This window comes from Pseudomonadaceae bacterium SI-3 (assembly GCA_004010935.1).
Lineage (GTDB): Bacteria > Pseudomonadota > Gammaproteobacteria > Pseudomonadales > Pseudomonadaceae > Stutzerimonas.
Genome location: CP026511.1, coordinates 4,318,571 through 4,343,398 on the forward strand (window position 1 = coordinate 4,318,571; position 24,828 = coordinate 4,343,398).

Annotated in this window: 21 protein-coding genes; 9 read left to right on the top strand and 12 right to left on the bottom strand. The window is 59.8% G+C overall.

The genetic code is table 11. The features are described 5' to 3' along the window. Positions 1 to 3 precede the first annotated feature (3 nt). From C1896_20115 to C1896_20125, 3 genes are all read right to left on the bottom strand, one after another. Positions 4 to 1,164: an efflux RND transporter periplasmic adaptor subunit gene (locus C1896_20115; GenBank protein ID AZZ47029.1), complete on the bottom strand. Its 1,161-nt coding sequence runs from the start codon at positions 1,162 to 1,164 to the stop codon at positions 4 to 6. Between the two features lie 243 nt (positions 1,165 to 1,407). Continuing rightward, on the bottom strand, positions 1,408 to 1,983 hold the full coding sequence (locus C1896_20120; GenBank protein AZZ47030.1) for a hypothetical protein: 576 nt from the start codon (positions 1,981 to 1,983) through the stop codon (positions 1,408 to 1,410). A 22-nt stretch (positions 1,984 to 2,005) separates the two neighbouring features. Continuing rightward, positions 2,006 to 2,560, bottom strand: coding sequence for a cytochrome b (locus C1896_20125; protein AZZ47031.1), 555 nt, complete (start codon positions 2,558 to 2,560; stop codon positions 2,006 to 2,008). A gap of 168 nt (positions 2,561 to 2,728) precedes the next feature. On the opposite strand from C1896_20125, the gene C1896_20130 reads away from it, so the two are divergent. Together C1896_20130 and C1896_20135 are read left to right on the top strand one after the other, a co-directional pair. After that, positions 2,729 to 4,135 (top strand): adenosylmethionine--8-amino-7-oxononanoate transaminase, encoded by a 1,407-nt coding sequence (locus tag C1896_20130; GenBank protein ID AZZ47032.1) that lies wholly within the window; start codon positions 2,729 to 2,731, stop codon positions 4,133 to 4,135. 79 nt (positions 4,136 to 4,214) lie between these two features. Beyond that, positions 4,215 to 4,943 carry a 16S rRNA (uracil(1498)-N(3))-methyltransferase gene (locus C1896_20135; protein AZZ47033.1) on the top strand — a complete coding sequence of 243 codons (729 nt, stop codon included), beginning with the start codon at positions 4,215 to 4,217 and terminating at the stop codon, positions 4,941 to 4,943. Positions 4,944 to 5,000: 57 nt separating this feature from the next. On the opposite strand, the gene C1896_20140 is transcribed toward C1896_20135, so the two are convergent. From C1896_20140 to C1896_20175, 8 genes are all read right to left on the bottom strand, one after another. Beyond that, positions 5,001 to 5,471 carry a chemotaxis protein gene (locus tag C1896_20140; protein AZZ47034.1) on the bottom strand — a complete coding sequence of 157 codons (471 nt, stop codon included), beginning with the start codon at positions 5,469 to 5,471 and terminating at the stop codon, positions 5,001 to 5,003. Further along, positions 5,468 to 6,523, bottom strand: a complete 1,056-nt coding sequence (locus C1896_20145) for a chemotaxis protein CheB (GenBank protein AZZ47035.1) — start codon at positions 6,521 to 6,523, stop codon at positions 5,468 to 5,470. Before C1896_20145 ends, C1896_20140 begins: the two co-directional genes overlap by 4 nt. After that, complete coding sequence (locus tag C1896_20150; GenBank protein ID AZZ47036.1) at positions 6,516 to 13,673, bottom strand: hybrid sensor histidine kinase/response regulator; 7,158 nt, start codon at positions 13,671 to 13,673, stop codon at positions 6,516 to 6,518. Before C1896_20150 ends, C1896_20145 begins: the two co-directional genes overlap by 8 nt. Positions 13,674 to 13,684: 11 nt before the next feature. Next, positions 13,685 to 14,551 (bottom strand): methyltransferase, encoded by an 867-nt coding sequence (locus C1896_20155; GenBank protein AZZ47751.1) that lies wholly within the window; start codon positions 14,549 to 14,551, stop codon positions 13,685 to 13,687. Between the two features lie 61 nt (positions 14,552 to 14,612). Continuing rightward, positions 14,613 to 16,661 carry a chemotaxis protein gene (locus C1896_20160; protein ID AZZ47037.1) on the bottom strand — a complete coding sequence of 683 codons (2,049 nt, stop codon included), beginning with the start codon at positions 16,659 to 16,661 and terminating at the stop codon, positions 14,613 to 14,615. 79 nt (positions 16,662 to 16,740) lie between these two features. Further along, a complete protein-coding gene (locus C1896_20165) occupies positions 16,741 to 17,277 on the bottom strand; it encodes a chemotaxis protein CheW (protein ID AZZ47038.1) in 537 nt (178 codons plus the stop codon). A gap of 38 nt (positions 17,278 to 17,315) precedes the next feature. Beyond that, entirely contained in the window at positions 17,316 to 17,681 is a 366-nt protein-coding gene (locus C1896_20170; protein ID AZZ47039.1) for a response regulator, read from the bottom strand. 44 nt (positions 17,682 to 17,725) lie between these two features. After that, positions 17,726 to 18,133, bottom strand: a complete 408-nt coding sequence (locus C1896_20175; protein ID AZZ47040.1) for a response regulator — start codon at positions 18,131 to 18,133, stop codon at positions 17,726 to 17,728. Positions 18,134 to 18,367: 234 nt separating this feature from the next. Here C1896_20175 and C1896_20180 point away from each other — a divergent pair, with 234 nt between their 5' ends. The 7 genes from C1896_20180 (at position 18,368) to C1896_20210 (ending at position 24,289) form a co-directional block, all read left to right on the top strand. Further along, positions 18,368 to 19,327, top strand: a complete 960-nt coding sequence (locus tag C1896_20180; GenBank protein AZZ47752.1) for a glutathione synthase — start codon at positions 18,368 to 18,370, stop codon at positions 19,325 to 19,327. 159 nt (positions 19,328 to 19,486) lie between these two features. Next, positions 19,487 to 20,383 carry an energy transducer TonB gene (locus C1896_20185; GenBank protein AZZ47041.1) on the top strand — a complete coding sequence of 299 codons (897 nt, stop codon included), beginning with the start codon at positions 19,487 to 19,489 and terminating at the stop codon, positions 20,381 to 20,383. A gap of 81 nt (positions 20,384 to 20,464) precedes the next feature. Next, positions 20,465 to 21,034 (top strand): YqgE/AlgH family protein, encoded by a 570-nt coding sequence (locus tag C1896_20190; protein AZZ47042.1) that lies wholly within the window; start codon positions 20,465 to 20,467, stop codon positions 21,032 to 21,034. Further along, complete coding sequence (locus tag C1896_20195; protein AZZ47043.1) at positions 21,031 to 21,459, top strand: Holliday junction resolvase RuvX; 429 nt, start codon at positions 21,031 to 21,033, stop codon at positions 21,457 to 21,459. Before C1896_20190 ends, C1896_20195 begins: the two co-directional genes overlap by 4 nt. A gap of 19 nt (positions 21,460 to 21,478) precedes the next feature. Further along, on the top strand, positions 21,479 to 21,991 hold the full coding sequence (locus C1896_20200) for a bifunctional pyr operon transcriptional regulator/uracil phosphoribosyltransferase PyrR (GenBank protein AZZ47044.1): 513 nt from the start codon (positions 21,479 to 21,481) through the stop codon (positions 21,989 to 21,991). Between the two features lie 10 nt (positions 21,992 to 22,001). Continuing rightward, positions 22,002 to 23,018: an aspartate carbamoyltransferase catalytic subunit gene (gene pyrB, locus C1896_20205; protein AZZ47045.1), complete on the top strand. Its 1,017-nt coding sequence runs from the start codon at positions 22,002 to 22,004 to the stop codon at positions 23,016 to 23,018. Further along, positions 23,018 to 24,289 carry a dihydroorotase gene (locus C1896_20210; GenBank protein ID AZZ47046.1) on the top strand — a complete coding sequence of 424 codons (1,272 nt, stop codon included), beginning with the start codon at positions 23,018 to 23,020 and terminating at the stop codon, positions 24,287 to 24,289. The genes pyrB and C1896_20210 overlap by 1 nt, the downstream gene beginning before the upstream one ends. A gap of 54 nt (positions 24,290 to 24,343) precedes the next feature. On the opposite strand, the gene C1896_20215 is transcribed toward C1896_20210, so the two are convergent. Continuing rightward, on the bottom strand, positions 24,344 to 24,748 hold the full coding sequence (locus C1896_20215) for an NINE protein (protein ID AZZ47047.1): 405 nt from the start codon (positions 24,746 to 24,748) through the stop codon (positions 24,344 to 24,346). Positions 24,749 to 24,828: the final 80 nt, after the last annotated feature.

The window sequence follows — 24,828 nt, forward strand, 5'->3', positions numbered from 1 at the left end:
TGATTATCCCTCTTGGCCAGCGGCGGCTGCGCCAGCCTGGCCATTGCTCTGCCCGGCCTGCTTGACGTTACCGGCTGGCTGCGCATTGACCTCGACACCTGGGCGAATGAACTGCAGCCCTTCGGTAATCACGCGATCACCTGGCTGCAAGCCTTCGCTCACCAGCCAGCGATTGCCGACTGCACGCTCGGTCTTGATCTGGCGTAGTTCGACCTTGTTGTCGGCGCCTACAACCATCGCGGTCGGCTCACCACGAGCGTCACGGGTAACGCCCTGTTGAGGCACCAGCAATGCCTGCTCTCGAACACCGGCCGGCAAGCGCGCGTGAACGAACATGCCAGGCAGCAGCTCTTTCTCAGGATTCGGAAACTTGGCGCGTATGGTGACCGAACCCGTGCCTTCGTCGACCGACACTTCGGAGACTTCCAGCGTACCGTCATGCGGATATTCGGAGCCGTCCGGCAAGATCAGCCGGGCCTTGGCCGCGCTGTCCCCGGCCTGCTGCAGCCGGCCGCTTTCCAGGTCGCGCCGCAGGGCAATCAAGTCCTGCACCGGCTGGGTCACATCGACATAGATCGGATCGAGCTGCTGGATGGTCGCCAACTCCTGCGCCTGGCCATTGCTGACCAACGCCCCTTCGGTCACCGCGGAGCGGCCTATACGCCCGGAGATGGGCGCAAGTACTTTGGTATAGCGAACATCGATTTTTGCCCGTTCCAGCTCAGCCTGGGCCTGCAGAGACGCAGCCCGAGCCTCATCATGGGCTTGCTGGCTCACCGCCTGTTCCTTGACCAGCAGCGCATAGCGATCAGACAGCGACTTGGCCGACGCCAGCCGCGCCTGAGCACTTTTCAGGGTGGCCTCGTATACGGCCGGATCGATCTGATAGAGCTGCTGACCCTTCTTTACTTCACTCCCTTCTGTGAACAGGCGCTTCTGAATGATACCGCTGACCTGCGGCCGGACCTCAGCAACGCGGAAGGCTGTGGTTCGGCCCGGCAGCTCCGTTGTCAGTTCGAACGGCTCAGCTCCGAGTGTCACGATGCCAACCTGAGGGGCCGGCTTCCCCGCCGGCGCCGCCGCTTGTTCGTCCTGACAACCGCTGAGCAGTGCTACGGCGACGAAAAGTGGAATCAGAACAGCACTGGCTGGTTTGATCAGCATCGGGAGTGACCTCATTGAACAAATGGCCCTAGAGCAGAACAGCCTGGGCAGACTCGAATGGCAGAATGCGGCGAATATACTTACATGCAGTATTGTTTGTAAACAGGCGATTGCGTCTCCGACGGGCTATCGCGCCGATACCGATGCTGCCAAGCAACGCCTGCAAGATGCCTGTACGCGGCCCTGACGACCGCACAAAAAGCAGAACGCCGGCTTACGCCGGCGCCTGGTGACTATTGTCGATTACTGGCGAATGCCTTCGACCGAGATGATCAGATCAACTGACTGCGAAGCCGGTCCAAGATCCATTTTGATATCGAAGTCTTTCAACTTGAGCGTCGTCGTGCCTTCAAAGCCTGCACGGTAGCCGCCCCATGGGTCCTTGCCTTCACCGAGGAACTTGGCCGCAATGACCACCGGCTTGGTGACGCCGTTTAGGGTCAGATCGCCCGTGATATCTGCAGTACCGTCACCCGTCGGCTTGACCGAGGTGGACTCGAATGTCGCCGTTGGGTGCTCAGAGACGTTCAGGAAATCCTCGCTGCGCAGATGCTTGTCACGCTCGGCATGGTTGGAAAAGACGCTGTCCGTCTTCAGCGTTACCTTCACGCTGCTTGCTTCAGGCTTCGCGGCATCGAAGCTGAAGCTGCCGTCGAACTCCCTGAAGGAGCCCCAAAGCCAGCTATAACCCAGGTGGCTGATCTTGAAGTTAACGAAGGCGTGCTGGCCTTTGGTGTCGATCGCGTAGTCAGCGGCAAACGCCTGGCCAGCAAGCATCATCGAGCCCAGGGCCAGTGCAGCGAAGCTTTTCTTCAACATGGAATACTCCTTTCGAGGTTTGTCAGGCATCGGCGCGTCCGAACATTCGCTTGAGCGTCGGATCGCGATCGATGAAATGGTGCTTCAGAGCCGCCAGGGCATGCAGACCGGAGAAAATCACCAGTCCCCAGGCGAGGTATTCGTGGATCAGTCCGGCTATGTCTTCCTGATCCGGAATCGAGGTGATCAGCGCAGGCACTTCGAACCAGCCGAACACGCTGATGCTGCGGCCGTCTGCCGTGGAAATGAGGTAGCCCGAAATCATCACTGCGAACAGCCCAAGGTAGAGCACGCCGTGACCCGCCTTGGTCGCCAACCGCGTCAATCGGCCGTGGCTAGCAAGTGGCGCTGGGCCGCTGCTAAGGAAGCGCCAGGTGACGCGCAGAATCATCAGGGCCAGCAAGAGCAAGCCGATACTTTTGTGGATGTCCGGCGCCGTGCGGTACCAGCTGCTGTAATAGGTCAGCCCGACCATCCAATAACCCAGCGCAAACAGGCCGACTACGGCAACCGCTACCAGCCAGTGCATCGTGATGCTGACCAGACCGTAGTTAGTGGAAGAGTTTCGCCATTGCATTGCTAAGTCCCGAACTGATTGACGCGCTTAGCCTAACGGCTAACAGATCGAAATGAATCGCATTTTTTCGTTTCAAAATATCGGCCCGGTAGATAGGTCCGCTTTCGTTGAACGGACCGCCGCGCGGTTTCTGCTAGGCTGCGCCGATGTCTATACCAAGGAGCAACGATGAGCCTGAATGACAGCTGGATGCAGCGTGACCTGTCCGTGCTCTGGCACCCCTGCACTCAGATGAAAGATCACGAGCAGCTTCCTCTGATTCCGATCCGGCGCGGCGAGGGCGTGTGGCTTGAGGATTTCGATGGGAAACGCTATCTGGACGCCGTCAGCTCCTGGTGGGTCAATGTATTCGGACACGCCAACCCGCGCATCAACCAACGCATCAAAGACCAGCTCGATCAGCTCGAACACGTCATGCTTGCCGGCTTCAGCCACCAGCCGGTGGTCGAACTGTCGGAGCGGCTGGTCAACATCACTCCTGCCGGGCTCGATCGGGTGTTCTACACCGATAATGGATCGACCGGCATTGAAGTCGCGCTGAAGATGAGCTTCCACTACTGGCGCAATATCGGACGCCCAGGCAAGCAGCGGTTCGTCACCCTGACCAACAGCTACCACGGCGAAACGGTCGCAGCCATGTCGGTAGGCGATGTGGCGCTGTTCACCGACACCTACAAGCCGCTCTTGCTGGACACGTTTAAGGTACCGAGCCCGGATTGCTACCTGCGTCCAGAAGGCGTGAGCTGGGAAGATCATTCGCGCACCATGTTCGCCCATATGGAGCAAACCCTGGCCGAGCACCATGACGACATTGCGGCAGTGATCGTCGAGCCCCTGATCCAGGGTGCAGGCGGCATGCGCATGTACCACCCGATCTACCTCAAGCTGCTACGAGAGGCCTGTGACCGGTACGAGGTGCATCTCATCCATGATGAGATTGCGGTAGGCTTCGGCCGCACCGGCACCATGTTTGCCTGCGAGCAAGCCGGGATCACACCGGACTTCCTTTGTCTGTCAAAGGCATTGACCGGCGGCTACCTGCCCATGGCCGCTGTGCTGACCACCGACAAGCTGTACCAGGCGTTCTATGACGATTACTCGACCTTACGGGCCTTTCTTCATTCGCACACCTATACCGGCAATCCCCTGGCCTGCGCGGCGGCGTTGGCCACCCTCGACATCTTCGAGCAAGACAACATCCTAGAGGCCAACAAAGTGTTGGCAACCCGCATGGCCAAGGCCACCGCACACCTGAGCGATCACCCGAACGTGGCCGAGGTGCGCCAGACCGGCATGGCCGTTGCCATCGAGATGGTGCAGCACAAAGCCAGCAAAACTCCCTATCCCTGGCAAGAACGCCGCGGCTTGAAGGTCTACCAGCACGCTCTGCAACGTGGCGCATTGTTACGCCCGCTGGGCAGCGTGGTGTACTTCCTGCCGCCCTATACCATCACCAAGGAGCAGATCGACTTTCTTGCCGACGTGGCTACCGAAGGCATCGATATTGCGACACGCGCGGCAATCAGCGTTGCTCTGGCACCGGGCGCGCCCAGCACATTCCACGATCCCGGCTAGCACCGACACAGGCTTTGGGCTTCAGGGTACACGGCCGACGCTATAAACTGCCGCCCCAACCTTCGACCGTAGCTTTCCGATGCGCATATCCCGACTCTTCATCGACACGCCTCTCTCACTTGGTACATGCGAGCTACCGGAAGCTTCAGCGCATTACCTCAGCCGGGTTCTGCGACTGCCCGTGGGCGCTGGAGTGCAGCTGTTCGACGGCAGCGGCCAGGAGTTCTGCGGCGAACTGGTGGAGGTGAGCAAGAAGCATGTGAAGGTCCGACTGCATGAGCAGCGCCCTGGCTTGCCCGAATCAAAGCTGAAGATCCACCTGGGCCAAGGGCTGTCGCGCGGCGAGCGTATGGATTGGGCCATTCAGAAAGCGACCGAATTGGGCGCTGCGGAAATCACGCCAATCGTCAGCGAGCGCTGTGAAGTACGGCTGAATGACGAACGTGCCGATAAGCGCTTGGCGCACTGGCGCCAGATCGCCATAAGCGCATGCGAACAGTGTGGACGTTCGGTCGTCCCGACCATTCACTCACCAATGCCACTGCAGGATTGGCTGGAGCTGGACGCGGAGCTGAAACTGGTCCTGCATCCGGTAGCTGAGCCGCTATCCTCGCATCGCCCACCGGCTACATTGGCGTTTCTCATTGGCCCTGAAGGCGGCTTGAATGACGCCGAGGTTGAACTGGCGCGCAATGCAGGGTTTCAACCGGCCCGCCTCGGGCCACGAGTATTGCGCACAGAAACCGCCCCAGTCGTGGCACTTAGCATCGCGCAGCAACTCTGGGGTGATTTCCAGCCGGACGCCTGAGCGGAAAACACGGCAGTTGCCCTGACGACCGGCCCGACACGACCGGCATGTCCCGACTCAGATCAGGCCGGCGTCCGCCAGTTTCTGCTCCAGCGCGATAAGGTCCGGTATGCGCGCCTGAACATCGCCAAGGTTGACCGCATCCAACTCCAGGGGGGCCAACGGGACGTCCGAGCGTGCCAAATTTGGGTCAACCTTGACCGAGCGCGGGATACCCTGAACCAGCAAAGCAATGAACTTCACATGATCACGCCCACCCAGGGCATTTAGCACGGCTACGCGCGAACCGGCCCCGGTGCTGGGTTGACCGCCCGATGCCGCCTCGAAGGACAACAGCGGCAATGTCAGGTCTCGCCACGACACCTGCCCAAGGAACCAGGGCGGGGTGCCTTGCGCCGACTGCGGAGCGCGATAAGGAATAAGCTCCGCTAACGCGACGTTTGGCACTAGCAACATTCGGTCGGCTAAGGGGACCAGAAGCCCGGTTAGGCTGGCAGAGGTATCCTGAGTGATAGCGGCTTGACTCATAGGTTATCCAGTTGCAATGCCACAACGGGCTGGCTGGCCTGTTGCGCAAAATGATTGACCAAGGCCTGAGCCAGCTCGCGAGGGTCACCGCTGAGCGAGCTATATCCACCCTCGCGGAGGCTGTCGGGCATGCTCGAGCAGACGCAAGAGTCGGCTCGTTGGGTCCAGACCCTGCCGCCCTGACGTAAAACATAGGCGGCTGCGGCATTGCCATCGCTGCCCATGCCGCTGAATGCGATAACACCGCAACGATCACCGAACTGCTGAGCCAGATTAAGCATCATCTGATCGATGGACGGACTATAGGGCTCGGGCCAGCTTCGCCCATGGAGCAGCATGGCGCCATCCTTGCCGAACCCCATCTCCTCGCTGATAGGCGCCACGACCACCTCTCCGCAACGTATCGAGTCGTTTGCACGACTTTGATTAACGCTCCACTGACTGTGTCGCCCCACCGCTTGCGATAGGGCCGATTCGAAGCTTGCCTCGATATGCTGGGCGTAGACGAAGCCAACCGGCAGCCCTACCGGCAGCGCATCAAGAAAAGCCTTTACCGCCTCTGGCCCACCCAGCGATGCCGCCAGTAGCCATACTTCGCGGGCAGGTTCCCCGGCGATCGAATCAGCCGCAGCCAGCAGCGTGCCGGGCAACGCCAGGCGGGTGGCACGTTCCGCTTCTCCACGCAACCCCTCAAGACGTGGGCCCACAACTCGAGAAGGGTCGCCAACCAACCGCTTCAGCTTGCCAAACATGCGCCGTTCCCAGCGCGGATAATGTTCGGAGTGGCGCTCCGGCGCGTGCCCCTCGCCAAACAAAACCGGACAGCTGTCCCGCTCGAGCAAGGCATTGACCAGCGGCGAATCTTCCGTCTGCGCCAGATCGACCAGCCACAGGTCGGCTTGCGCTGCCACCAAGTCTGATTCTTCAATCCGTGCCGGGTCGCAGTTGAGCACGACGTTGTAACCATTGGCGCTCAAGGCCTGCTGCAACACATGGCGCTGCAACGAAGTGTCTGCGATCACTCCGATGCGGGCGGGGCTGACTTCACTCATGACGCGGAACCAATTTCTGGATTGTCTCGAGTAGCAGCGATTCCTGATAAGGCTTTCCAAGGTACTCGTTCACACCGATGGCCATGGCCCTATCCCTGTGCTTTTCGCCGGTTCGCGAGGTAATCATGATGATGGGCAGATCCTTCAGATGCTCATCGTGGCGCACCAGCGTCGCTACTTCGAAACCGTCCATCCGCGGCATCTCGATATCCAGCAGGATGATGTCCGGCTTGCGCTCCTGCAGCTGCGTGATTGCGTCGACACCATCCTTGGCCGTCAGCACGTTCATTCCGTTCCGCTCTAGGAGGCGGCTGGTGACCTTGCGCACAGTCACCGAATCGTCAACGACCATCACCAGCGTTGGCCGATCAACTTCAATATCGGCCGGTTCGTCTTCGCCGAGCAGGCGCAATGGTTGCTGCTGGGTGAGCAAATGCGCATGCAGAACACGGATTGTCGCGAGCAGATCGAGGATCACAACAACTCGGCCATCGCCGAGGATGGTCGCACCGGAAATACCTGGCACAGTGGCAAATTGCGGCCCCAAGCCCTTCACCACAATTTCTCGGGAACCGGCGAGGCTATCGACCTGTACCGCCACACTGTGGTCATTCGAACGCACCAGGATTACCGGCAACGGCAGGCTTTGCCCGACCAGCTTTGGCCGCTGACCGTTGTTCAGCAGCTCGCCTAAGTAGCGCAACTCATAGGTCTGTCCCGCATACTCGAAGCGCGATGCACCTGGCTGGTAATAGGCTTCGAGTTCGTAAGGCGACACACGCACGATACCTTCGATCGTGTTCAGCGGAATCGCATAAAGATCCTCGCCGGAATACACCATCAGAGCCCGATTGACCGACACAGTGAATGGCAGGCGGATCAGGAAGCGTGTTCCTTTGCCAAGCGTAGACTCGATACTCATGGAGCCCCCGAGCTGCTTGACCTCGGAATGCACCACATCCATGCCGACGCCACGCCCGGATATCTGCGTCACTTGCTCGGCGGTCGAGAAACCGGCCTCGAGAATGAACTGCAGCACGTCATGGTCCGACAGTTCGATGCCGGGCTGCATCAAGCCGCGCTCGATCGCCTTGCGGCGAACGGCTTCAAGGTTGATGCCTGCACCGTCATCGCTCAAGGCCAGCACGATATCCCCGCCTTCACGGCTCAGGTCCAGGCGAATGTTGCCCTGCTCGGGCTTACCTGCTGCGACACGCTTGGCGCCGACCTCAATACCGTGGTCAACCGCGTTGCGCAGCATATGCTCCAATGGCGCAACGATGCGCTCGAGTACGCTGCGGTCCATCTCACCTGTCGCATTGCCCACCTGGAACTCGACCTGCTTGCCTAGCTCGCCAGCCACCTGACGAACGATCCGGCGCAAACGAGGCACCAGCCGATCGAAGGGAACCATGCGGGTGCGCATGAGGCCTTCCTGCAGCTCCGTGTTGACCCGCGCCTGCTGCAGCAGCAAGGTTTCCGCGTCGCGATTACGCGCGGCCAGGGTTTCCTTTAGATCCAGCAGGTCCGATGCCGACTCGAACAGTGCGCGTGACAGCTGCTGCAACTGCGAATGCCGGTCCATTTCCAGCGGATCGAAGTCGTCGTAGCCTGCACGCTCGGCTTCAGCCTGATAGCTGCTAAGAATCTGCGCCTGGGTTTCGGTGTCCAACCGTCGCAACTGGTCGCGAACCCGCTCGATAGTGGCTTCCATCTCTCCCAAGGTGAAGCCAACGTCGCTGACCTGCTGCTCAACCCGACCGCGGAAAATTGATGTTTCGCCCGCCAGGTTGACCAATCCCTCCAAAAGGTCCGCAGGCACCTTGACCAGTTCCTGCGGTGCGCGGCGTGAAGCAGCATCCAGTGCAGCCTGTTCGGCGCGGCGGATGAATGGCAGAACCTTAGCCGGCGAGGTGCTGATCGGAGCCTGAGCACTGGCGGCCACGATAGGCGTTTCGAGCACGATGACGGACAAGCTTGAGTGCTCCGCCTGCGCATTTTCCTGCGGCTGTGAGTCTGTCTCCAGATCGGGCTCAGTTATCAGCCGCGAGCGCATCGACTCGACTTCTTTGAGCAATGCGTCATAGCTGCCCTGCACGTCCAGAAACAGGCTGTCAGTCCATGGACCGCCTTGCAGTTGCGCCTCGCTCAGACGTTGCTCCAGGTCATGCGCCATGTCGCCCAGCCGAACTTGAGCCGCCAGCCGCGCACCACCTTTCAGGGTATGGAGCACCCGCATCATGTCGGCCAGAGGCGCGACGCCATCACCTGTGGCTTCCCAGCGCCCGAGAGCGGACTCCATTTCCTCCAGCAGCTCGTCCGCTTCTTCGACGAAAATATCGAGAATCTCGGCTTCGGCAGCGTCTTGGGCGGCATCCTGCGCTGCCTTCAACGCAACGCTGCTGGGCATGCTCAATTGCTCTTCAGGGTTCGCCCGAAAACGCTGAATGGTTGCGATCAGGTCTTGTCCGTCCGGCAGCTCACGGAAAGCGCGCACGGCATCGAGCATCGCCGCGAGCCGGTCATGGCATGTTTGCAAGAGGGCGAACAAGGTTGGACTGGCGCGGTAATGACCGGCGCACAGCCCCTCGTAGAGGTACTCCAATTCGTGGGCCAGATCACCGATCTCGCGTATGTCCGCCATCCGCGCACCGCCTTTCAGGGTGTGCAGATCCCGTTGCAACGCTTCGATCTCAAAACTATTGTCCACATCATCGATCCAGCGTTGAAGCGATGCTCCGGCGCGCTCGATGATGTCAAAGCCTTCCTCTAGAAAGATCTCTACCAGCTCTGGATCGCGGTTTTCCCAGCTGCCTGCTCCTGCCTTGCCTGGCTCCGCCGCCGAAGTCGGCTCCGGCGATTCGGCCGGTTCCGGCTCTTCGGGTAGCTCTACGATGACCTGCTCGACTGGCTGGACCAACGCTTCAAAGGGGATAGCGTCGCCCGATGCACGTTCGTCCTCACGTTCATCGGTTTCCGCAGCATGCCCGAGAAGGGAATCATCGGGCCCATGCGCAGCTTCCAACTGCTCTGAATCACCAGCCGCAAACTCAGCCCTCTGCGGGTCCTTGTCGACCATTTGCATTTCGTCATCGGACGAAACAGCCGGGTCGAAGCTCGGTGCGATCCCTTGCCGATAAGCGCGAATATGCTCGATTAGCCGCGCAGCGGGGTCCATTGGCTTGTGCGCCTGGAGCTGCTCAAGTTGAATAGCCAGCTGATCGTGGCTGCGTAGGAGCAGCGAGGCAAGATCATCCGTATGCACGTAGCGACCGTCTGAAAGCCCTTCATAGAGGGTTTCCAGCTCATGCGCGAGATCACCGATCGGCCGAATTTCAGCCATCCGCGCGCCGCCTTTGAGGGTATGCAGGTCACGCAGCAAGGCCGATAACGCCAACTGATTGGCTGGGTCACCCAGCCAGCGTTCCAGCGCGCCGCCAGCGCTTTCCAGCAGATCGACCGCTTCGTCAAGAAAGATCTCGACCATTTCCTCGTCTAGCTCGTCCTGGCCCGAAAAAGGCTCGGCGAGCCAGGCTTCGGCTTCGGCTTCGGCTTCGGCTTCGGCTTCGGCTTGAGGCTGTGTAGCACCGTCCACTGAGTCAAACGTAGCAGACGGCGCCATGGCGCATTCTTCGCCCGGCTGCTCAAAAGTGAGCGGATCAATCGCTTCGGCCAGTAACTGTTGAAGCCGGGCCACCAGCTCCGGCTGTCCGGTCACCTGCAGACCGGCCGCCACCTGATCCATCATGCCAACCAGCGCCTCGTGAGCCTGTTCAACGTCATCGAAGAACCGTGCGCTGACTGCGAGACGACCTTCCTGCACAACCGCATACAGGTCGAGTAACACCTGACACAGCGTGTCGATTTGCGGAAGCTCGGCCATCTGAGCGCCGAGACCAAGCGTCGTCAACTCTTCCAACAACGCCGTTAGCTCCTGCCGCTCGGCAGGATGCTCGCGCCAGCTCTGCAAAAGCGCTTCAGCGTCGAGCAGGATGTTCATGCCCTCGGAGAGAAACATCGCAATCATGCCTGGATCGCGTGGCTCACCCTGTTCTGTATCACCACGCTCGCCAGCGTCCGCCAGCCGTGCCTGATGCAGCGCATGCACGCTGGCTATGAAATCTTCTGCTCCCTCGATCGTTGCCAGTGGCTCACGCTCAAGATTGTCCAGCCCTCGCCTGAGCAGCTGCTCTGCGGTATGTAACAGTTCGGCCTCGGCCAGATCCATCTGTATCAGGTTGGCCTTGAATTCCTTGACCATTCTTTCCAATGGTGTGGCGATCTCTGCCATCGGAAGGATTCCGGCCATGTGCGCGCTCCCCTTGAGGGTATGTAGCGCACGCTGTAAAGGGTCGGTAACTGGTTGCGGCAGTCGTTGCGCGCAATCGGCGAGAAAGTCGACGAGCGTTGCAAGATGCGCTTCTGCCTCGTTGCGGAATATCTCCAGCAACTGCGGATCCAGCACTTCATCAATCACCTCTTCCTGGGCCGGCTGGTCAATCGCGACTCCGCCCTGAGGGTCAGGCTCAGGTGACTCCCCTTTGGCCAAGGCGTGAGCGTTGGCAGCCAACCGATCGACATCGTCGCGCTGGCGTTGTGCCTTCGCTGCAAACTCTTCGACCAAGGTTGGCATCAGAGCCACTACGTCACGTACCAGTTGCTTGACCGGCTCGCCTACGTCAATGCTGCGATCAAGGACCCGATTGAGCAGGTTTTCGACAGACCAGGCGAGTTCGCCAATGATCAACGCACGGACCATGCGCCCGCTGCCCTTGAGTGTATGGAAGGCGCGCCGCACCTCGCCGAGGGCCTCCTTGTCAGAAGGATCGTCACACCAACGTGGCAGGTACTCGGTGATGGTTTCGAGAACCTCGGCGGCTTCCTCGATGAACACTTCGAGCAAGTCATCATCGACTGCCTCCTCACCTTCAGGCGGAGGCAGAAGGCTCGGCGGAACATCCCGAGCAGGGGGATTGACCGAGACGACAGGCGTAGCCATGACGTCTTCCATGGTCAGAGCCGGCTCGTTAGAAGCCGAATGAACCATGGGGCCGGGCAGCACGACTTCAGGCATATCGAGCGCAGCCATCTCGGCTTCGCTCCACTCCAGCTCGTAGCCCGGCGAATCATCGGCAGGCTGTCCTTCGGCAGCGTGCGACGCATCGTCCGCCTGCAAAGACTCCAACTCGGTCAGTTCGAGAGTTTCGCCTGGCCAATCGAACGACTCGGGTTCCGCCACATCGTCGACGCCCAATGCTCCTTGGGTGGCAAGCTCGGTATCAACACTCGGGTGCTGCTCAGAAGGCGGAAAATCTGATCGTATCGAGGCCTGGTCTTGCATTTCGGCAGCAGGCTCGGGGGCCTCCGCGGGCTCGGAAGGCAGCACTTCGATGTCATCGAGCGGATCTGACGGCTCGACGCTCACCTCAGGGCTGGCTTCTCCCAACGCGCTAGAAGGCTGCTCACTGAGCGGATAGCCCAACGCCTGCAGACTCTCTTCAGCGACATCCAGAATCAGGTCGCCCTGCGAGCCGCAGTCTTCGCTGAGACGCTCGAGGTAGTACTCGACGCTGGTTATTGCATCAGCCAGCGTATCCAGACTTTGCCAATCCGGGATCGCCTGCTTCGCTAGCAATTGCTCCTGAATGTAGCGGTTACAGGCATCCAGCAAGGCCGCAGCGCGGGCAAGGGGTACCATTGCGAGCCCGCCGCGGGATTGGGTCAGCAACTCCGGAACACGTGCCAGATGTTGATGATTCCATTGGGAGGCTATGAACTCGATAATCGCGTCTTTCGCCTGTTCCAGACCCGTACGCGCCTCTCGGATAACCAGGCGATGGATCTGGCCGACGTCCGTTGTTGGGAGGTGACTCTCCTCGCCTCGATGCTCGGCTGCGGTGCCCCCAACCATGCCAGCGAGCGTCGCCTCGACGTACAGCAGGGCGCCTGCGACATCCATCAAAGCGGCGTCGTCAGGCTGCTGCTGCCCATTGGCCAAGGCTTCGACCAGGCTGATCTGCTCTAGAATGATCTTACGTGGTTGACCGAAACCGAGCACGGCTAGCGTATCGGCAATCTGCTTGAGCGGCGGCTGCAGCGCGCCAAGCTCAGTGAGCCCCAAGCGGTCGCTGCGTACAAAGAGGTCCAGGCTGTCCTTGACCCGAACCAGCTCCTCACACAACGCGGCCACAACCGAACGCATAGCACCGCGGTCCGGCCCGGCCAGCTGAGCCCGCTCTTCGTCGACTAGCGTGCTGTCAGGCAACGCATCATCCAGACTGTACTCAGCCTTCAAGGCCTGGATGCGGGGCGACTGAGCCGGCGCCTTGGCGATATAGAACAGCAGATTCTTGGTCAGCTCGTCAGGGGCGGCCTGGTTGATGCCCTCTGCGCCCTGAGCAACCAGACGCTTCAGCTCTTTGTCTACCTGCCGTAACAGGTTCCGAACCGTGGTGCCATTAGCGACAGCGCCACTGGCGAGCCCCTCAACCACGCCGGATGCGATCTGCCACAGCGCACCCAACGGCGCATCTTTACAGAGCATTTCCAGACGCGCAAAGACTCGCGCCATGTAGCTTAGGTTGGTAGGTAGATCCTGGTTGCGAATGACCCCAACCAACGCAACCTGCAACATCTGCCGTAGTTTTCGCAGCAAACTTGGCAGATCCTCGGTCTGTCGCTGCGCCAAAAACTCGCCCGACAGGGCCGGCGCCCGCGCGGACATGTTTGGCGAAAACAGGCTGGTTTCCGATAACAGCTTCTCGCCACGCGCCGCCCGAAGATCGTTAAGCAGCGGCAGCACGACCATGGGTAGATCGCGCCGAGCACTCTGGATACGATCCAGATAAACCGGCATCTGCAGAATCGCTTGCATGAGCACTTCAAGCGCTTCGGTCTGGCTGGCGACGCTTTCATCCAACAGCGCACGGGCAAGCTGCTCCATTTCCTCGGCAAGCAGTGCAGCGCCATAAAACTCAACCATCTGCAAAGTGCCAAGCACCTGATGCACGTAGGTCAGACAGAAGCGCATCCGCGTCGAGTCTTGCGGGTTTTCGACGAACGCTTCCAAGGCCTGCCGTGCCTGCTTCAGCGTTTCGGCAATTTCGCCTTTCACCCACTCCAGGGCGACATAATCGTGCCGATCACCCATAGCGACTCCGCTCATAAACATTTCCGGGTAAAGGCCAAAACCTGACTATCAGCCACCGGAACCAGCTCCGGGTGCTGCCAACCGACAACCTCGCCCGCACCAATAACCAGCAATCCTCCCGGCGCCAGGCGCTCGACAAGACGATTGAGGATTTCGCGGCGGCGCCAGCGGCGGAAGTAAATCAACAGGTTCTGACAAAAAATGACGTCCACATCGGACATTGGCGCACCGGCCAGCTCCAGCACGTTAAGTCGGGCAAAGCACACCCTTGCTGCCAGGCTAGGCACTACTTGGAAACGATCACCCGCCAGTGGTTGGAAATACCGCTCGCGTAGGTCGGGGTCCAGCTGCTCGAGCCGACGAAGACCGTAAAGGCCCTCGCGCGAACGGCTTAACGCGCTGAGACTGATATCGGTTCCTATCACACCAAACTGTGTTTCGCCGCCGGCGCACTTGAGCGCCTCTGCGGTACAAATCGCCAACGAGTATGTTTCCTCGCCGCTTGCGCAACCAACGCTCCACAGCGACCAGGGCTGAGCAGCGCTTCGCGACTCGACACGCCCCTTTATGTAATCGGAAAGCACTGCAAACGACGGCGGGTGACGGAAAAAGCGAGTCTCCTGTACCGTCAGGCGGTCCATGAGGGTGGACCATTCCACAGCCCCGCGGGGGCCGTCAGTGACCTGACGGAAATAACTCGCGTAGTCCTGCGCCCCGACTTCGCGCATTCGGCTGCTCAGATTGGTCTGAAGAAAGGCCCGACGCTGCTCGGTCACGACCATACCGGAGCGCTCTTCGAGCAGGGCCTGCCAGTCATTGAATTCCGCCGCCGACATATCAGCCAAGGGTCTCAGTGACCAATCAACACCTGGCTGCATGTCCTGCCCCTTATCCATGAACTTCCACAGCGGGCCATTTCAGGCCGCCGCGTTCTCCAATTCAGGCCTGATCCTGCGCTTCCGGCAGGGTAAAGCCGGATACCGAATGCCGCATTTCATTGGCCATCTTGGCGAGGTTACCAATGCTCCTCGCAGTAGCGGTGGTGCCCGAGGAGGTTTGCGAGGTAATTTCCTGAATGACGTTCATGGTGTTGGAAATATGACCAGCCGACGACGCCTGCTGGCGGGCCGCGTTGGAAATGTTCTGGATAAGCGCCGCGAGGCTCTTGGATACCTTTTCGATTTCCTCCAGAGCAACCCCGGCGTCCTGGGCCAGACGGGCACCTCGAACCACTTCGGATGTAGTCTGCTCCATCGAGATAACCGCTTCGTTCGTGTCGGTCTGAATCGTTTTCACCAGGGCTTCGATCTGCTTTGTTGCAGCAGAGGATCGCTCCGCAAGGCGTTGTACTTCGTCCGCAACTACCGCGAAGCCTCGACCGGCATCACCTGCCATGGAGGCCTGAATCGCAGCGTTCAACGCAAGGATGTTTGTCTGGTCGGCGATGTCGTTAATCAAACTAACGATATCCCCGATCTCCTGCGAGGACTCGCCGAGACGCTTGATTCGCTTGGAGGTGTCCTGAATCTGCTCCCGAATGTTATCCATGCCGGTGATGGTGTTATGCACCACCTCGTTGCCCTTGTTTGCGATCGCTACCGAGCGCTCAGCTACCGCCGAGGATTCGGCGGCGTTGGCCGATACCTGGTCAATCGACACCGCCATTTCGTTGATCGCCGCCGATGCACCGGCAATTTCCTGAGCCTGATGCTCGGATGCCTCGGCCAGATGCATCGCAGTCGCCTGGGTTTCCTGGGCCGCACCAGAGACCTGTACGGCGGTCTGGTTGATCGTTTCAACCAAGTCTCGCAACTGGTCAATGGAATAGTTGATCGAGTCGGCGATGGCGCCGGTGAAGTCTTCGGTAACCGTGGCAGCTACCGTCAGGTCACCGTCAGCCAGATCGCCGATTTCGTCGAGCAGACGCAAAATCGCTGTCTGGTTACGCTCGTTCTTTTCCGCGGTCTCGCTCAACCGACGACGTGTAACCTGGACCATGACCAGGCCGATCAACAGAATTGAAGCCAGTGCCAATGCACCAAGGACATAGCCAGCCAGTGTATTGACGTAACGGGCTTCGGCACGATTTTGAAGCCCTTGGGTCAGTTCGGACGTTTTGTCGAGCAGGGTCTGCGAGACTTCGAAAATACTGTTCGATGACTCACGCACCTGGAACAGTTCCGGTGAAGTTTCCAGGATTTCATCCACTGATCCGGACACGAACTGGAACAGCTCAGAGATTGCCGCCAGCCGATCCAATGCTTCGACGTCGCTCACCCGGGTGATCCCCATGGCCTCGTTGCCTTCGAGCATGGCGCTGAGGACGCGACCGAACAGGCTGGCGTCACGACCAAACATATCTGCAGCCTGCACTGAGTCCTGGTCGCCGGAAAGTACCTTGTTGACCGAGCCCAGAATACGTTCCGCGAGCAGCGACTGACGCTGCGCTACGGAAACCTGAGCGGCAGGGGCACCACTTTCGAGAAGGATGTCCACGACCTCCTCATACTCGACCTGAAGCTGGGGGATGGTTTCGGCCAGGGTCGCAGCAACCTGGTGCAAGGACAGTACGGTTTGTTCGCTGGCAAGGATCGCGTCAGTGTTTTGCCGCAGCGTATCCCAATCCTGCTGCACTGCCGCCACCTCAGACTGAAGCGACTCCGGCACCGCTGGCAGCCCAATGCGCTCATCACCGACGGAGAGATAGCTCCAACGCTCGCTGAAGTCATTGCGAGCATCTTTCAGCGAGTCGAATGCTTCGGCAGTACCAGTGGCCGCCTCAACCGCGTTCTTCGCAATACGCTGGGAGAGAACTCGCAGCTCACCTGCGTGTCCAACATATTCGTTATCGTAGTCGGCCTGTGTATTGATGTACGCAAAGTTCACGAACAGCAGCACCATCGACACGATCAGGAGGATAAACAGGCCAGCAATCAACGTATTGCTACGTACACCTGCCAACAATGCATTCGCGTTCATTTTTTTCATTTTTTCCGGCCCCCGCCTGGACCACCCGTACGTTTCCTTCCAAGAACCAAAAGGCCGGCATCAGCCGACCCCACCTAAATCAATACGCCACGTCCAGGAATTTCTGGTGCGCGGCAAGCGCGTGCGGACTGAAGACCAGCCAGGGCTGCTCACGCTGAAAAACACCATGAATGAATGGTTGAATCGATGCCTCAACAGGTGGCAGCTGTTCGGAAAAAGCATCTACCGGAAAATGCTGCATGCCGAACACTTCATCGACCGTCAATCCCGCAAACACTTCCTGGTGGTCCACCACCAGCACGCGCCGCTGCTTGCGTAGCGGCGATAACTCCAGTCCTAGATAGCCGCACAGATCCATGATAGGCAAAAGCCTGCCGCGGACGTTGGCAACCCCTTTCACCCAGGCTTTCACTCCGGGGAGCAGGGTATAGCGCGGCTCGTGGAGTATTTCGCCAACCTCCCCCATCGGGGCAACGAACAGTCGGCCACCCATCCGGAAACCTATACCTGCCCATGTCTGGACAGCTTCTTGCTGCGACGGCAATCCGGCAGCCAAAGCCCTACAACGGCTGTCGATCTCCAAGAGTCGCTGAAAAGGCGAAGGCGTATCCGACATGCTGGCAACTTCCTTTGTCCGAATCCCGAAATCGTCGATTAACCGGCAAGTACGGCGCTCAGGGTCTTCAGCAGTGTCGCTTCGTCCACAGGCTTGGTTAGGTAATCCTTGGCACCTTGACGCTTGCCCCAGACCTTATCGGTTTCCTGATCCTTGGTGGTCACAATGATCACCGGAATGTGACTGGTTTCAGCATCTTTGGTCAGTTGGCGAGTTGCCTGAAAACCGTTCAGGCCGGGCATTACGATATCCATCAAAACCGCGTCCGGTTTCTCCTGGCGCGCAAGCGCTACGCCATCGGCACCGTTTTCGGCCTTGAGCACGACGTGTCCATGCTTTTCCAGCATGGCTGTCAGCTTGTACATCTCGGTCGGCGAGTCATCAACAATCAGAACGCGAGCCATGGTTTCTCCGTGGGAAAGGCTTCAGCGGCACACAGGGCCGGACTTCAGGATACTTGCTCAACCGGTGAAAAATCCGGCACATGGGCCTTGATAGCACCGAGCAACTCTTCTTTGCTGAACGGTTTGGTGAGGTACTGGTCCGACCCCACGATCCGCCCCTTGGCCTTGTCAAACAAACCATCCTTCGAGGACAGCATGATCACCGGCGTGGACTTGAAAGAACTGTTGTTCTTGATCAGCGCGCAGGTCTGATAACCATCAAGCCTGGGCATCATGATATCGACGAAGATGATGCGCGGGTGACTATCCGCGATCTTGGCAAGCGCATCGAAGCCATCCACCGCCGTGATCACATCACAACCTACTTTCTTCAGTAGCGTTTCGGCAGTGCGACGAATCGTTTTCGAATCGTCGATCACCATGACCTTCAAGCCCTCGGAGTGCTGTTCCATTTCGCCCTACCATCGCCTCGGTGAGTCGTAGTTTATCGTTATGTCAGTGCGCCGGAGGCCCTGTCATCGATGGGCTGCACCCAATCGCCGGACCTTTTTAGCACACTCCTCAAATGCAAGCTATCTGCCGCCGGAGCAGCGGGATTTTCCTTGACCCAGCGCACAACCGCGGCCAATCTGCGTCGGCATTTCAAGCCTCTGCAGCCCCTGCTGCCACTCGTTGGAGACCACCACATGACTGTTCGCGTCGGGATCATCATGGACCCAATCGCGCAGATCGCATTCAAGAAAGACAGCTCCCTGGCCATGCTGCTGGCAGCCCAGGACCGCGGCTGGACGATCTATTACATGGAACAGCGCGATCTTTACCAGCTTGCCAGCGAGGCGCGGGCCCGCATGCGCCCGATCCAGGTCTTCAACGACCCCCAACGCTGGTACGAAACAGGGGAAGAGGTCGACGGCGCTCTTGCCGATCTCAATGTCATCCTGATGCGCAAGGACCCGCCCTTTAATAGCGAGTATGTCTATGCCACCTACCTGCTGGAGCTTGCCGAGCAGGCCGGCACGCTGGTGGTGAATAGTCCGCAGAGCCTGCGCGATTGCAACGAGAAATTCTTTGCCACCCAGTTTCCGCAATGCACCCCACCAACCCTTGTCAGTCGGCGGTCCGACATTCTGCGGGAGTTTGCTCGCGAGCAGCGTGACATCATTCTCAAACCGCTGGATGAAATGGGTGGCGCATCGATTTTCCGCCACCGCGAAGGCGACCCGAACCTTTCCGTGATTCTCGAAGTACTGACCGAGCATGGTAGTCGCCAGATTATGGCGCAGCGTTACATACCGGCCATCAATGAGGGCGACAAGCGCATCCTGATGATTGACGGCGAGCCGGTGCCCTATTGCCTAGCGCGCATTCCGGCAGCGGGCGAAACACGGGGCAATCTTGCTGCCGGCGGACGCGGCGTCGCCCAGCCACTTTCTGAGCGCGATAAGGAGATCGCCGCGATTGTCGGGCCAGAGTTGCGCAAACGCGGGCTGCTTTTCGTCGGACTGGACGTGATCGGTGATTTCCTTACCGAGATCAACATTACCAGCCCGACCTGCATTCGTGAGATCGACAATGCGTTCGATACCCGCATCGGCGAGCGCCTGGTGGACGCTATCGCTGCAAAATTGAGCAGACCCAACGTTTAGTGACAAGGCGGTTGGCCTAGCCGACCGCCTCTCCACCGAACGCTTCCTGTGTTTGGGGCGACCCATCGTCACGCCGACCCATCAAAGCTGCCGCCTGGTTCATAGACTTTTACGGTCACGCTGGGCAGACTGCGCGCACTTCAAGCCGACTGAAATGCGATGAACGCCGCTACACGCCAACCCTCTCTTACCCCTACCGGTGTCCGTCCGGCAGACCGTCTCGGCTTTACGATATTTCTCGCAGCCGCGCTTCATGGTGCCCTCATTCTAGGGCTCGGGTTCACGCTCTCCGAACCAAAGCAGACCAGCAAATCGCTGGAAATCACCTTGTCCACGTTTAAAAGCGAAGACAAGCCAAAGGAAGCAGATTTCCTGGCTCAGGACAATCAGCAAGGCAGCGGCACGCTGGAGCATAAGGCCTCGCCGAAAACGACCGAGCAAGCGCCGTTCCAGGACACTCAGGTGCGCAAGGTCTCGCCCGCTTCGTCGCCACCGCCTAGCAGCCCTAGCGAGGCGCCTAAGACAGCTGTAGCAACCCGCGCACCGCAGCCGGACAAGACACCGGCAAAACCACAAAAGAACAAGCCGCAGCCACAGGCGCAGCCGGCTCCCGTCTATGACAGTTCGCAGCTCAGCGCGGAAATCGCCAGCCTTGAAGCCGAACTCGCCCAACAGGTCGAGCAATACGCCAAGCGGCCTCGCGTCAGTCGTCAGAACAGCGCAGCCACCATGCGCGACATCAGCGCCTGGTACCGGGACGAATGGCGCAAGAAAGTCGAACGTATCGGCAATCTGAACTACCCCGACGAGGCGCGCCGTCAACGTATCTACGGCAGCCTGCGCATGCTGGTGATCGTTGACCGAAACGGTGCGGTACAGGAGCTTCGAGTACTAGAATCTTCAGGCCAGCCGATGCTCGACCAGGCCGCTATGCGCATAGTCAGGCTTGCCGCACCTTTTGCCCCTTTTTCCGGTGAGCTGGCGCAGAACTTCGATCAGGTCGAGATCATCAGAACCTGGCGGTTCGAGCGTGGCGACCGTCTGTCAAGCCGCTGAAAAGAGACGTTCGCGCCGCGTCGGGCACGTATCTAGCGCGGCTGCTTCACGGCCCAGCCCGTAACGCTTAAGCTAGCCCCCATGAACGCGACCTCGCCCAGCTACCTCAAGCATCACTTTCTGATCGCCATGCCGCATATGGCGGACCCCAATTTTGCCCAGACCTTGATCTATCTGGTGGAGCACAACCGGGACGGCGCGATGGGGCTGATTGTCAATCGCCCCAGCGGATTGAACCTGGCGGATATCCTTGAGCAACTCCGCCCGGATCAGCCAGGCGATGTCAGCAGCCAACATCTGACGATTTTTTCGGGCGGCCCGGTTCAGACCGATCGAGGTTTCGTGCTGCATCCGGCCGACGCCCAGTTTCAGGCAACGCTCGCTCTGGGTCCGCTCGGAGTGACCACGTCCCAGGACGTTCTCTTCGCCATCGCCGACGGCTACGGCCCCAAGCAGCATTTGATTGCCCTCGGCTATGCGGGCTGGGAACCTGGCCAACTGGAAGCGGAGCTGGCCGAGAACGCCTGGCTCAGCTGCCAGGCGCAGCCAGAGATTCTTTTCGACCTGCCCTATGATCAGCGTTTGACTGCCGCTGCCGCATCGCTAGGGGTCGACCTTAGATTGCTCAGCAGCCAGGTCGGCCACGCATGAGCACGCTGCGTCTACTGCTCGGCTTCGACTACGGCACCAAGCAGATCGGCGTCGCCGTTGGACAGGCGATCACCGGTCAAGCACGCGAGCTCTGCGTGCTCAAAGCGCAAAATGGCGTACCCGACTGGTCACAAATCGAGGCACTGCTGCGTGAGTGGCAACCGGATGCACTAGTGGTCGGCCTGCCTTTAAACATGGACGGCAGTGCCAGTGAGATGAGCGCTCGTGCTGAGAAGTTTGCCCGCCGCCTCAACGGTCGCTTCAACCTGCCAGTGCATACCCATGACGAGCGCCTCACGACATACGAAGCCAAAGGCGAACGCCTGCGTGGTGGTCAGAGCGGCGGTTACCGTGAACGCCCTGTCGATGCGCTGGCCGCCGCTCTTTTACTCGAAGGCTGGCTGAGTGCCCAGCAAACCGCCTGAAGCGGTCCCAGGAGAAATCATGACCCTGCCCAATCCCGACCAGCTGCTCCCGGAAATGGCTTCCGCTCTGGACCGACACCTGAACAGCCGAGCCGTCAGCGAACCTCGCTTCATCGGCATCCGCACCGGCGGCGTCTGGGTCGCCCAGGCTCTGCTTGAACGGCGGAACAAGAACGAGGCGCTGGGGATTCTGGATGTCTCCTTCTACCGCGACGATTTCACCCAGAACGGTCTGCATCCCCAGGTCCGCCCCTCGGAGCTGCCTTTTGAAATCGAAGGGCAACACCTGGTACTGGTCGATGATGTACTGATGAGCGGTCGCACCATTCGCGCGGCGCTCAACGAGCTGTTCGATTATGGGCGACCCGCCAGCGTCAGCCTGGTATGCCTGCTCGACCTCAACGCCCGCGAGCTGCCAATCCGGCCAGACGTAGTTGGCGCGACACTCTCGCTGGCTCCTGACCAACGAGTGAAATTGCTTGGCCCAACCCCGCTAACGCTCGAGCTCCAGACCCTCGCCTCCGCCAATTGAGACCCTCGCGATGACGCCAACCGACGCCAAGCGCCCACTCCAGCTGAACGACCATGGACAGTTGCGCCATTTCCTCTCGTTGGATGGGCTACCCCGCGCGCTACTTACCGAAATCCTCGACACCGCCGACTCGTTCCTCGAGGTCGGCGCCAGAGCAGTGAAGAAAGTCCCGCTGTTGCGAGGCAAAACCGTTTGCAACGTATTCTTCGAAAACTCCACACGCACTCGCACTACATTCGAGCTGGCGGCCAAGCGGCTGTCGGCGGACGTGATCACCCTAAACGTCTCGACCTCCTCGACCAGTAAGGGCGAAACACTTACCGATACCCTGCGCAACCTCGAGGCGATGGCCGCCGACATGTTCGTCGTCCGTCACGCGGATTCCGGCGCCGCGCACTTCATTGCAGAACACGTCTGCCCGGATGTAGCGGTCATAAACGGCGGCGATGGGCGCCATGCGCACCCGACCCAGGGCATGCTCGACATGCTCACCATTCGCCGGCATAAGGGCGACTTCGAAAAGCTTTCAGTGGCCATCGTCGGCGACATCCTGCATTCGCGGGTAGCCCGCTCCAATATGCTCGCGCTGAAAACACTGGGCTGCCCGGATATTCGTGTCATAGGCCCGAAGACACTGCTACCCGTCGGCCTGGAGCAGTATGGCGTGAGCGTCTACCACGACATGAACGAAGGCCTGCGCGACGTCGACGTGGTGATCATGCTGCGCCTGCAACGTGAACGCATGCAGGGCGGGCTGCTGCCCAGCGAAGGCGAGTTCTATCGGCTCTATGGACTCACGACCCAGCGTATGGGGTTAGCCAAGCCGGACGCCATCGTCATGCATCCCGGCCCGATCAACCGTGGCGTCGAGATCGAGTCCGCAGTGGCGGATGGTGCCCAGTCAGTCATTCTCAACCAGGTCACCTATGGCATCGCGATTCGAATGGCGGTGCTATCCATGGCGATGAGCGGACAGACCGCACAACGGCAACTTGAACAGGAATATGCAGCCGAGGAGCAGAATTGATGCCTACCCACATCCTCGGTGCTCGCCTGATCGACCCGGCCAGCGGGCGCGACGAAGTCACTGATATTTACTGCCAGGACGGCAAGATTGCTGCGTTCGGCCAAGCCCCAGCAGGCTTCAATGTCGCCCAGACCATTGACGCACGAGGCCTGGTCGCAGCGCCTGGCCTGGTCGACCTATCGGTAGCACTTCGTGAGCCTGGCTTCAGCCGCAAGGGCAGCATCGCCAGCGAAACGCTCGCGGCAACGGCCGGCGGCATCACCAGCCTGTGCTGCCCACCGCAAACCAAGCCTGTGCTGGACACTGCAGCAGTAGCTGAACTGATCCTCGATCGCGCCCGCGAGTCCGGTCATGCCAAGGTCTTTCCGGTCGGCGCGTTGACACGCAATCTGGCCGGCGAGCAGCTTTCGGAACTGGTCGCGCTACGGGACGCGGGCTGCGTCGCCTTCGGCAACGGCCTGGCCAACTTCACCAGCAATCGCAACCTGGGCCGAGCACTGGAATACGCAGCCACATTTGACCTCACGGTCGTCATCCATTCACAGGACAGCGATCTGGCCGAGGGTGGCCTGGCCCACGAAGGCCCGGCGGCGGCCTTTCTCGGCCTGGCCGGAATTCCCGAAACAGCGGAAACCATTGCCCTGGCGCGTAACCTGCTGCTGGTGGAACAAGCCGGTGTGCGCGCGCACTTCAGCCAACTCACCACTGCCCGCGGCGCGCAGATGATTGCCGATGCGCAGGCTCGCGGCCTGCCAGTCACCGCTGATGTGGCGATGTATCAGCTGATCCTCACCGACGAAGCACTGCACGGCTTTTCCAGTCTCTACCATGTACAGCCGCCTCTGCGCAGTGCCGCTGACCGTGAAGGCCTTCGCCAGGCGGTCAAGAGTGGCGTCATCTCGGTGATCTCGAGCCACCATCAACCGCATGAAGCCGACGCCAAGCAGGCCCCTTTCGGCGAGACCGAGGCGGGCATCAGCAGCGCCGAAATTCTCCTGCCTCTCGCACTGACGCTGGTCGAAGATGGCCTGCTGGATCTACCGACCCTGCTGGCTCGCCTGAGCAGCGGCCCGGCCACGGCGCTACGGCTGCCAGCCGGCCGGCTGTCGATTGGCGGAGCCGCAGATTTGGTCCTCTTCGACCCGAGCAGTTCGACCCTGGCCGGCGAGCGCTGGCACTCGAAAGGCCGGAATTGCCCGTTCATCGGGCATTGCCTGCCCGGGGCGGTGCGCTACACCCTGGTTGACGGACGAGTCGCCTTCCTCGGCTAGATTGCTCACCCAGCCGTTCGCAGCCGAGCAGGGCTGCGAACGGTCAGCGCACGATCAACGATCAATGCGTTTTTCCATATTCTGCATCGACACCTGGCTATTGAGCGTCCAGAAGTCATAAAGGATGCCGACGAAAAACAGCCCACCCGTGCAAAGATAGATCAGCCCGGTAATCCACTTGCCCTGGTACATCCGGTGCACGCCGAATACACCCAGGAATGTCAGCAGAATCCAGGCGACGGTGTAGTCGATCGGGCCAGGCTGGAAGCGCAGGTCGGCTTCACGGTCCATCGAAGGGATCAGAAACAGGTCGATGATCCAACCGACGAAAAACAACCCGAGCGTGAAGAACCAGATGGTGCCGGTGATCGGCTTGCCGTAGTAGAAGCGGTGCGATCCTAGAAAGCCGAAAATCCAAAGGAGATAGCCAATCAGGGTGCTATGGGTGTTTTGACGCATCTGAGCCTCGCTGTCCGATAGTGGAATTTCTTGAGCTTATCTGATTACCGCTCGATTGCAGCGCCTGCCGAGCGGACATC

Coding starts and splice junctions, on each gene's coding strand:
- C1896_20115 (AZZ47029.1), bottom strand. CDS start 1,164: ATGCTGATCAAACCAGCCAGTGCTGTTCTGATTCCACTTTTCGTCGCC.
- C1896_20120 (AZZ47030.1), bottom strand. CDS start 1,983: ATGTTGAAGAAAAGCTTCGCTGCACTGGCCCTGGGCTCGATGATGCTT.
- C1896_20125 (AZZ47031.1), bottom strand. CDS start 2,560: ATGCAATGGCGAAACTCTTCCACTAACTACGGTCTGGTCAGCATCACG.
- C1896_20130 (AZZ47032.1), top strand. CDS start 2,729: ATGAGCCTGAATGACAGCTGGATGCAGCGTGACCTGTCCGTGCTCTGG.
- C1896_20135 (AZZ47033.1), top strand. CDS start 4,215: ATGCGCATATCCCGACTCTTCATCGACACGCCTCTCTCACTTGGTACA.
- C1896_20140 (AZZ47034.1), bottom strand. CDS start 5,471: ATGAGTCAAGCCGCTATCACTCAGGATACCTCTGCCAGCCTAACCGGG.
- C1896_20145 (AZZ47035.1), bottom strand. CDS start 6,523: ATGAGTGAAGTCAGCCCCGCCCGCATCGGAGTGATCGCAGACACTTCG.
- C1896_20150 (AZZ47036.1), bottom strand. CDS start 13,673: ATGGGTGATCGGCACGATTATGTCGCCCTGGAGTGGGTGAAAGGCGAA.
- C1896_20155 (AZZ47751.1), bottom strand. CDS start 14,551: ATGCAGCCAGGTGTTGATTGGTCACTGAGACCCTTGGCTGATATGTCG.
- C1896_20160 (AZZ47037.1), bottom strand. CDS start 16,661: ATGAAAAAAATGAACGCGAATGCATTGTTGGCAGGTGTACGTAGCAAT.
- C1896_20165 (AZZ47038.1), bottom strand. CDS start 17,277: ATGTCGGATACGCCTTCGCCTTTTCAGCGACTCTTGGAGATCGACAGC.
- C1896_20170 (AZZ47039.1), bottom strand. CDS start 17,681: ATGGCTCGCGTTCTGATTGTTGATGACTCGCCGACCGAGATGTACAAG.
- C1896_20175 (AZZ47040.1), bottom strand. CDS start 18,133: ATGGAACAGCACTCCGAGGGCTTGAAGGTCATGGTGATCGACGATTCG.
- C1896_20180 (AZZ47752.1), top strand. CDS start 18,368: ATGACTGTTCGCGTCGGGATCATCATGGACCCAATCGCGCAGATCGCA.
- C1896_20185 (AZZ47041.1), top strand. CDS start 19,487: ATGAACGCCGCTACACGCCAACCCTCTCTTACCCCTACCGGTGTCCGT.
- C1896_20190 (AZZ47042.1), top strand. CDS start 20,465: ATGAACGCGACCTCGCCCAGCTACCTCAAGCATCACTTTCTGATCGCC.
- C1896_20195 (AZZ47043.1), top strand. CDS start 21,031: ATGAGCACGCTGCGTCTACTGCTCGGCTTCGACTACGGCACCAAGCAG.
- C1896_20200 (AZZ47044.1), top strand. CDS start 21,479: ATGACCCTGCCCAATCCCGACCAGCTGCTCCCGGAAATGGCTTCCGCT.
- pyrB (AZZ47045.1), top strand. CDS start 22,002: ATGACGCCAACCGACGCCAAGCGCCCACTCCAGCTGAACGACCATGGA.
- C1896_20210 (AZZ47046.1), top strand. CDS start 23,018: ATGCCTACCCACATCCTCGGTGCTCGCCTGATCGACCCGGCCAGCGGG.
- C1896_20215 (AZZ47047.1), bottom strand. CDS start 24,748: ATGCGTCAAAACACCCATAGCACCCTGATTGGCTATCTCCTTTGGATT.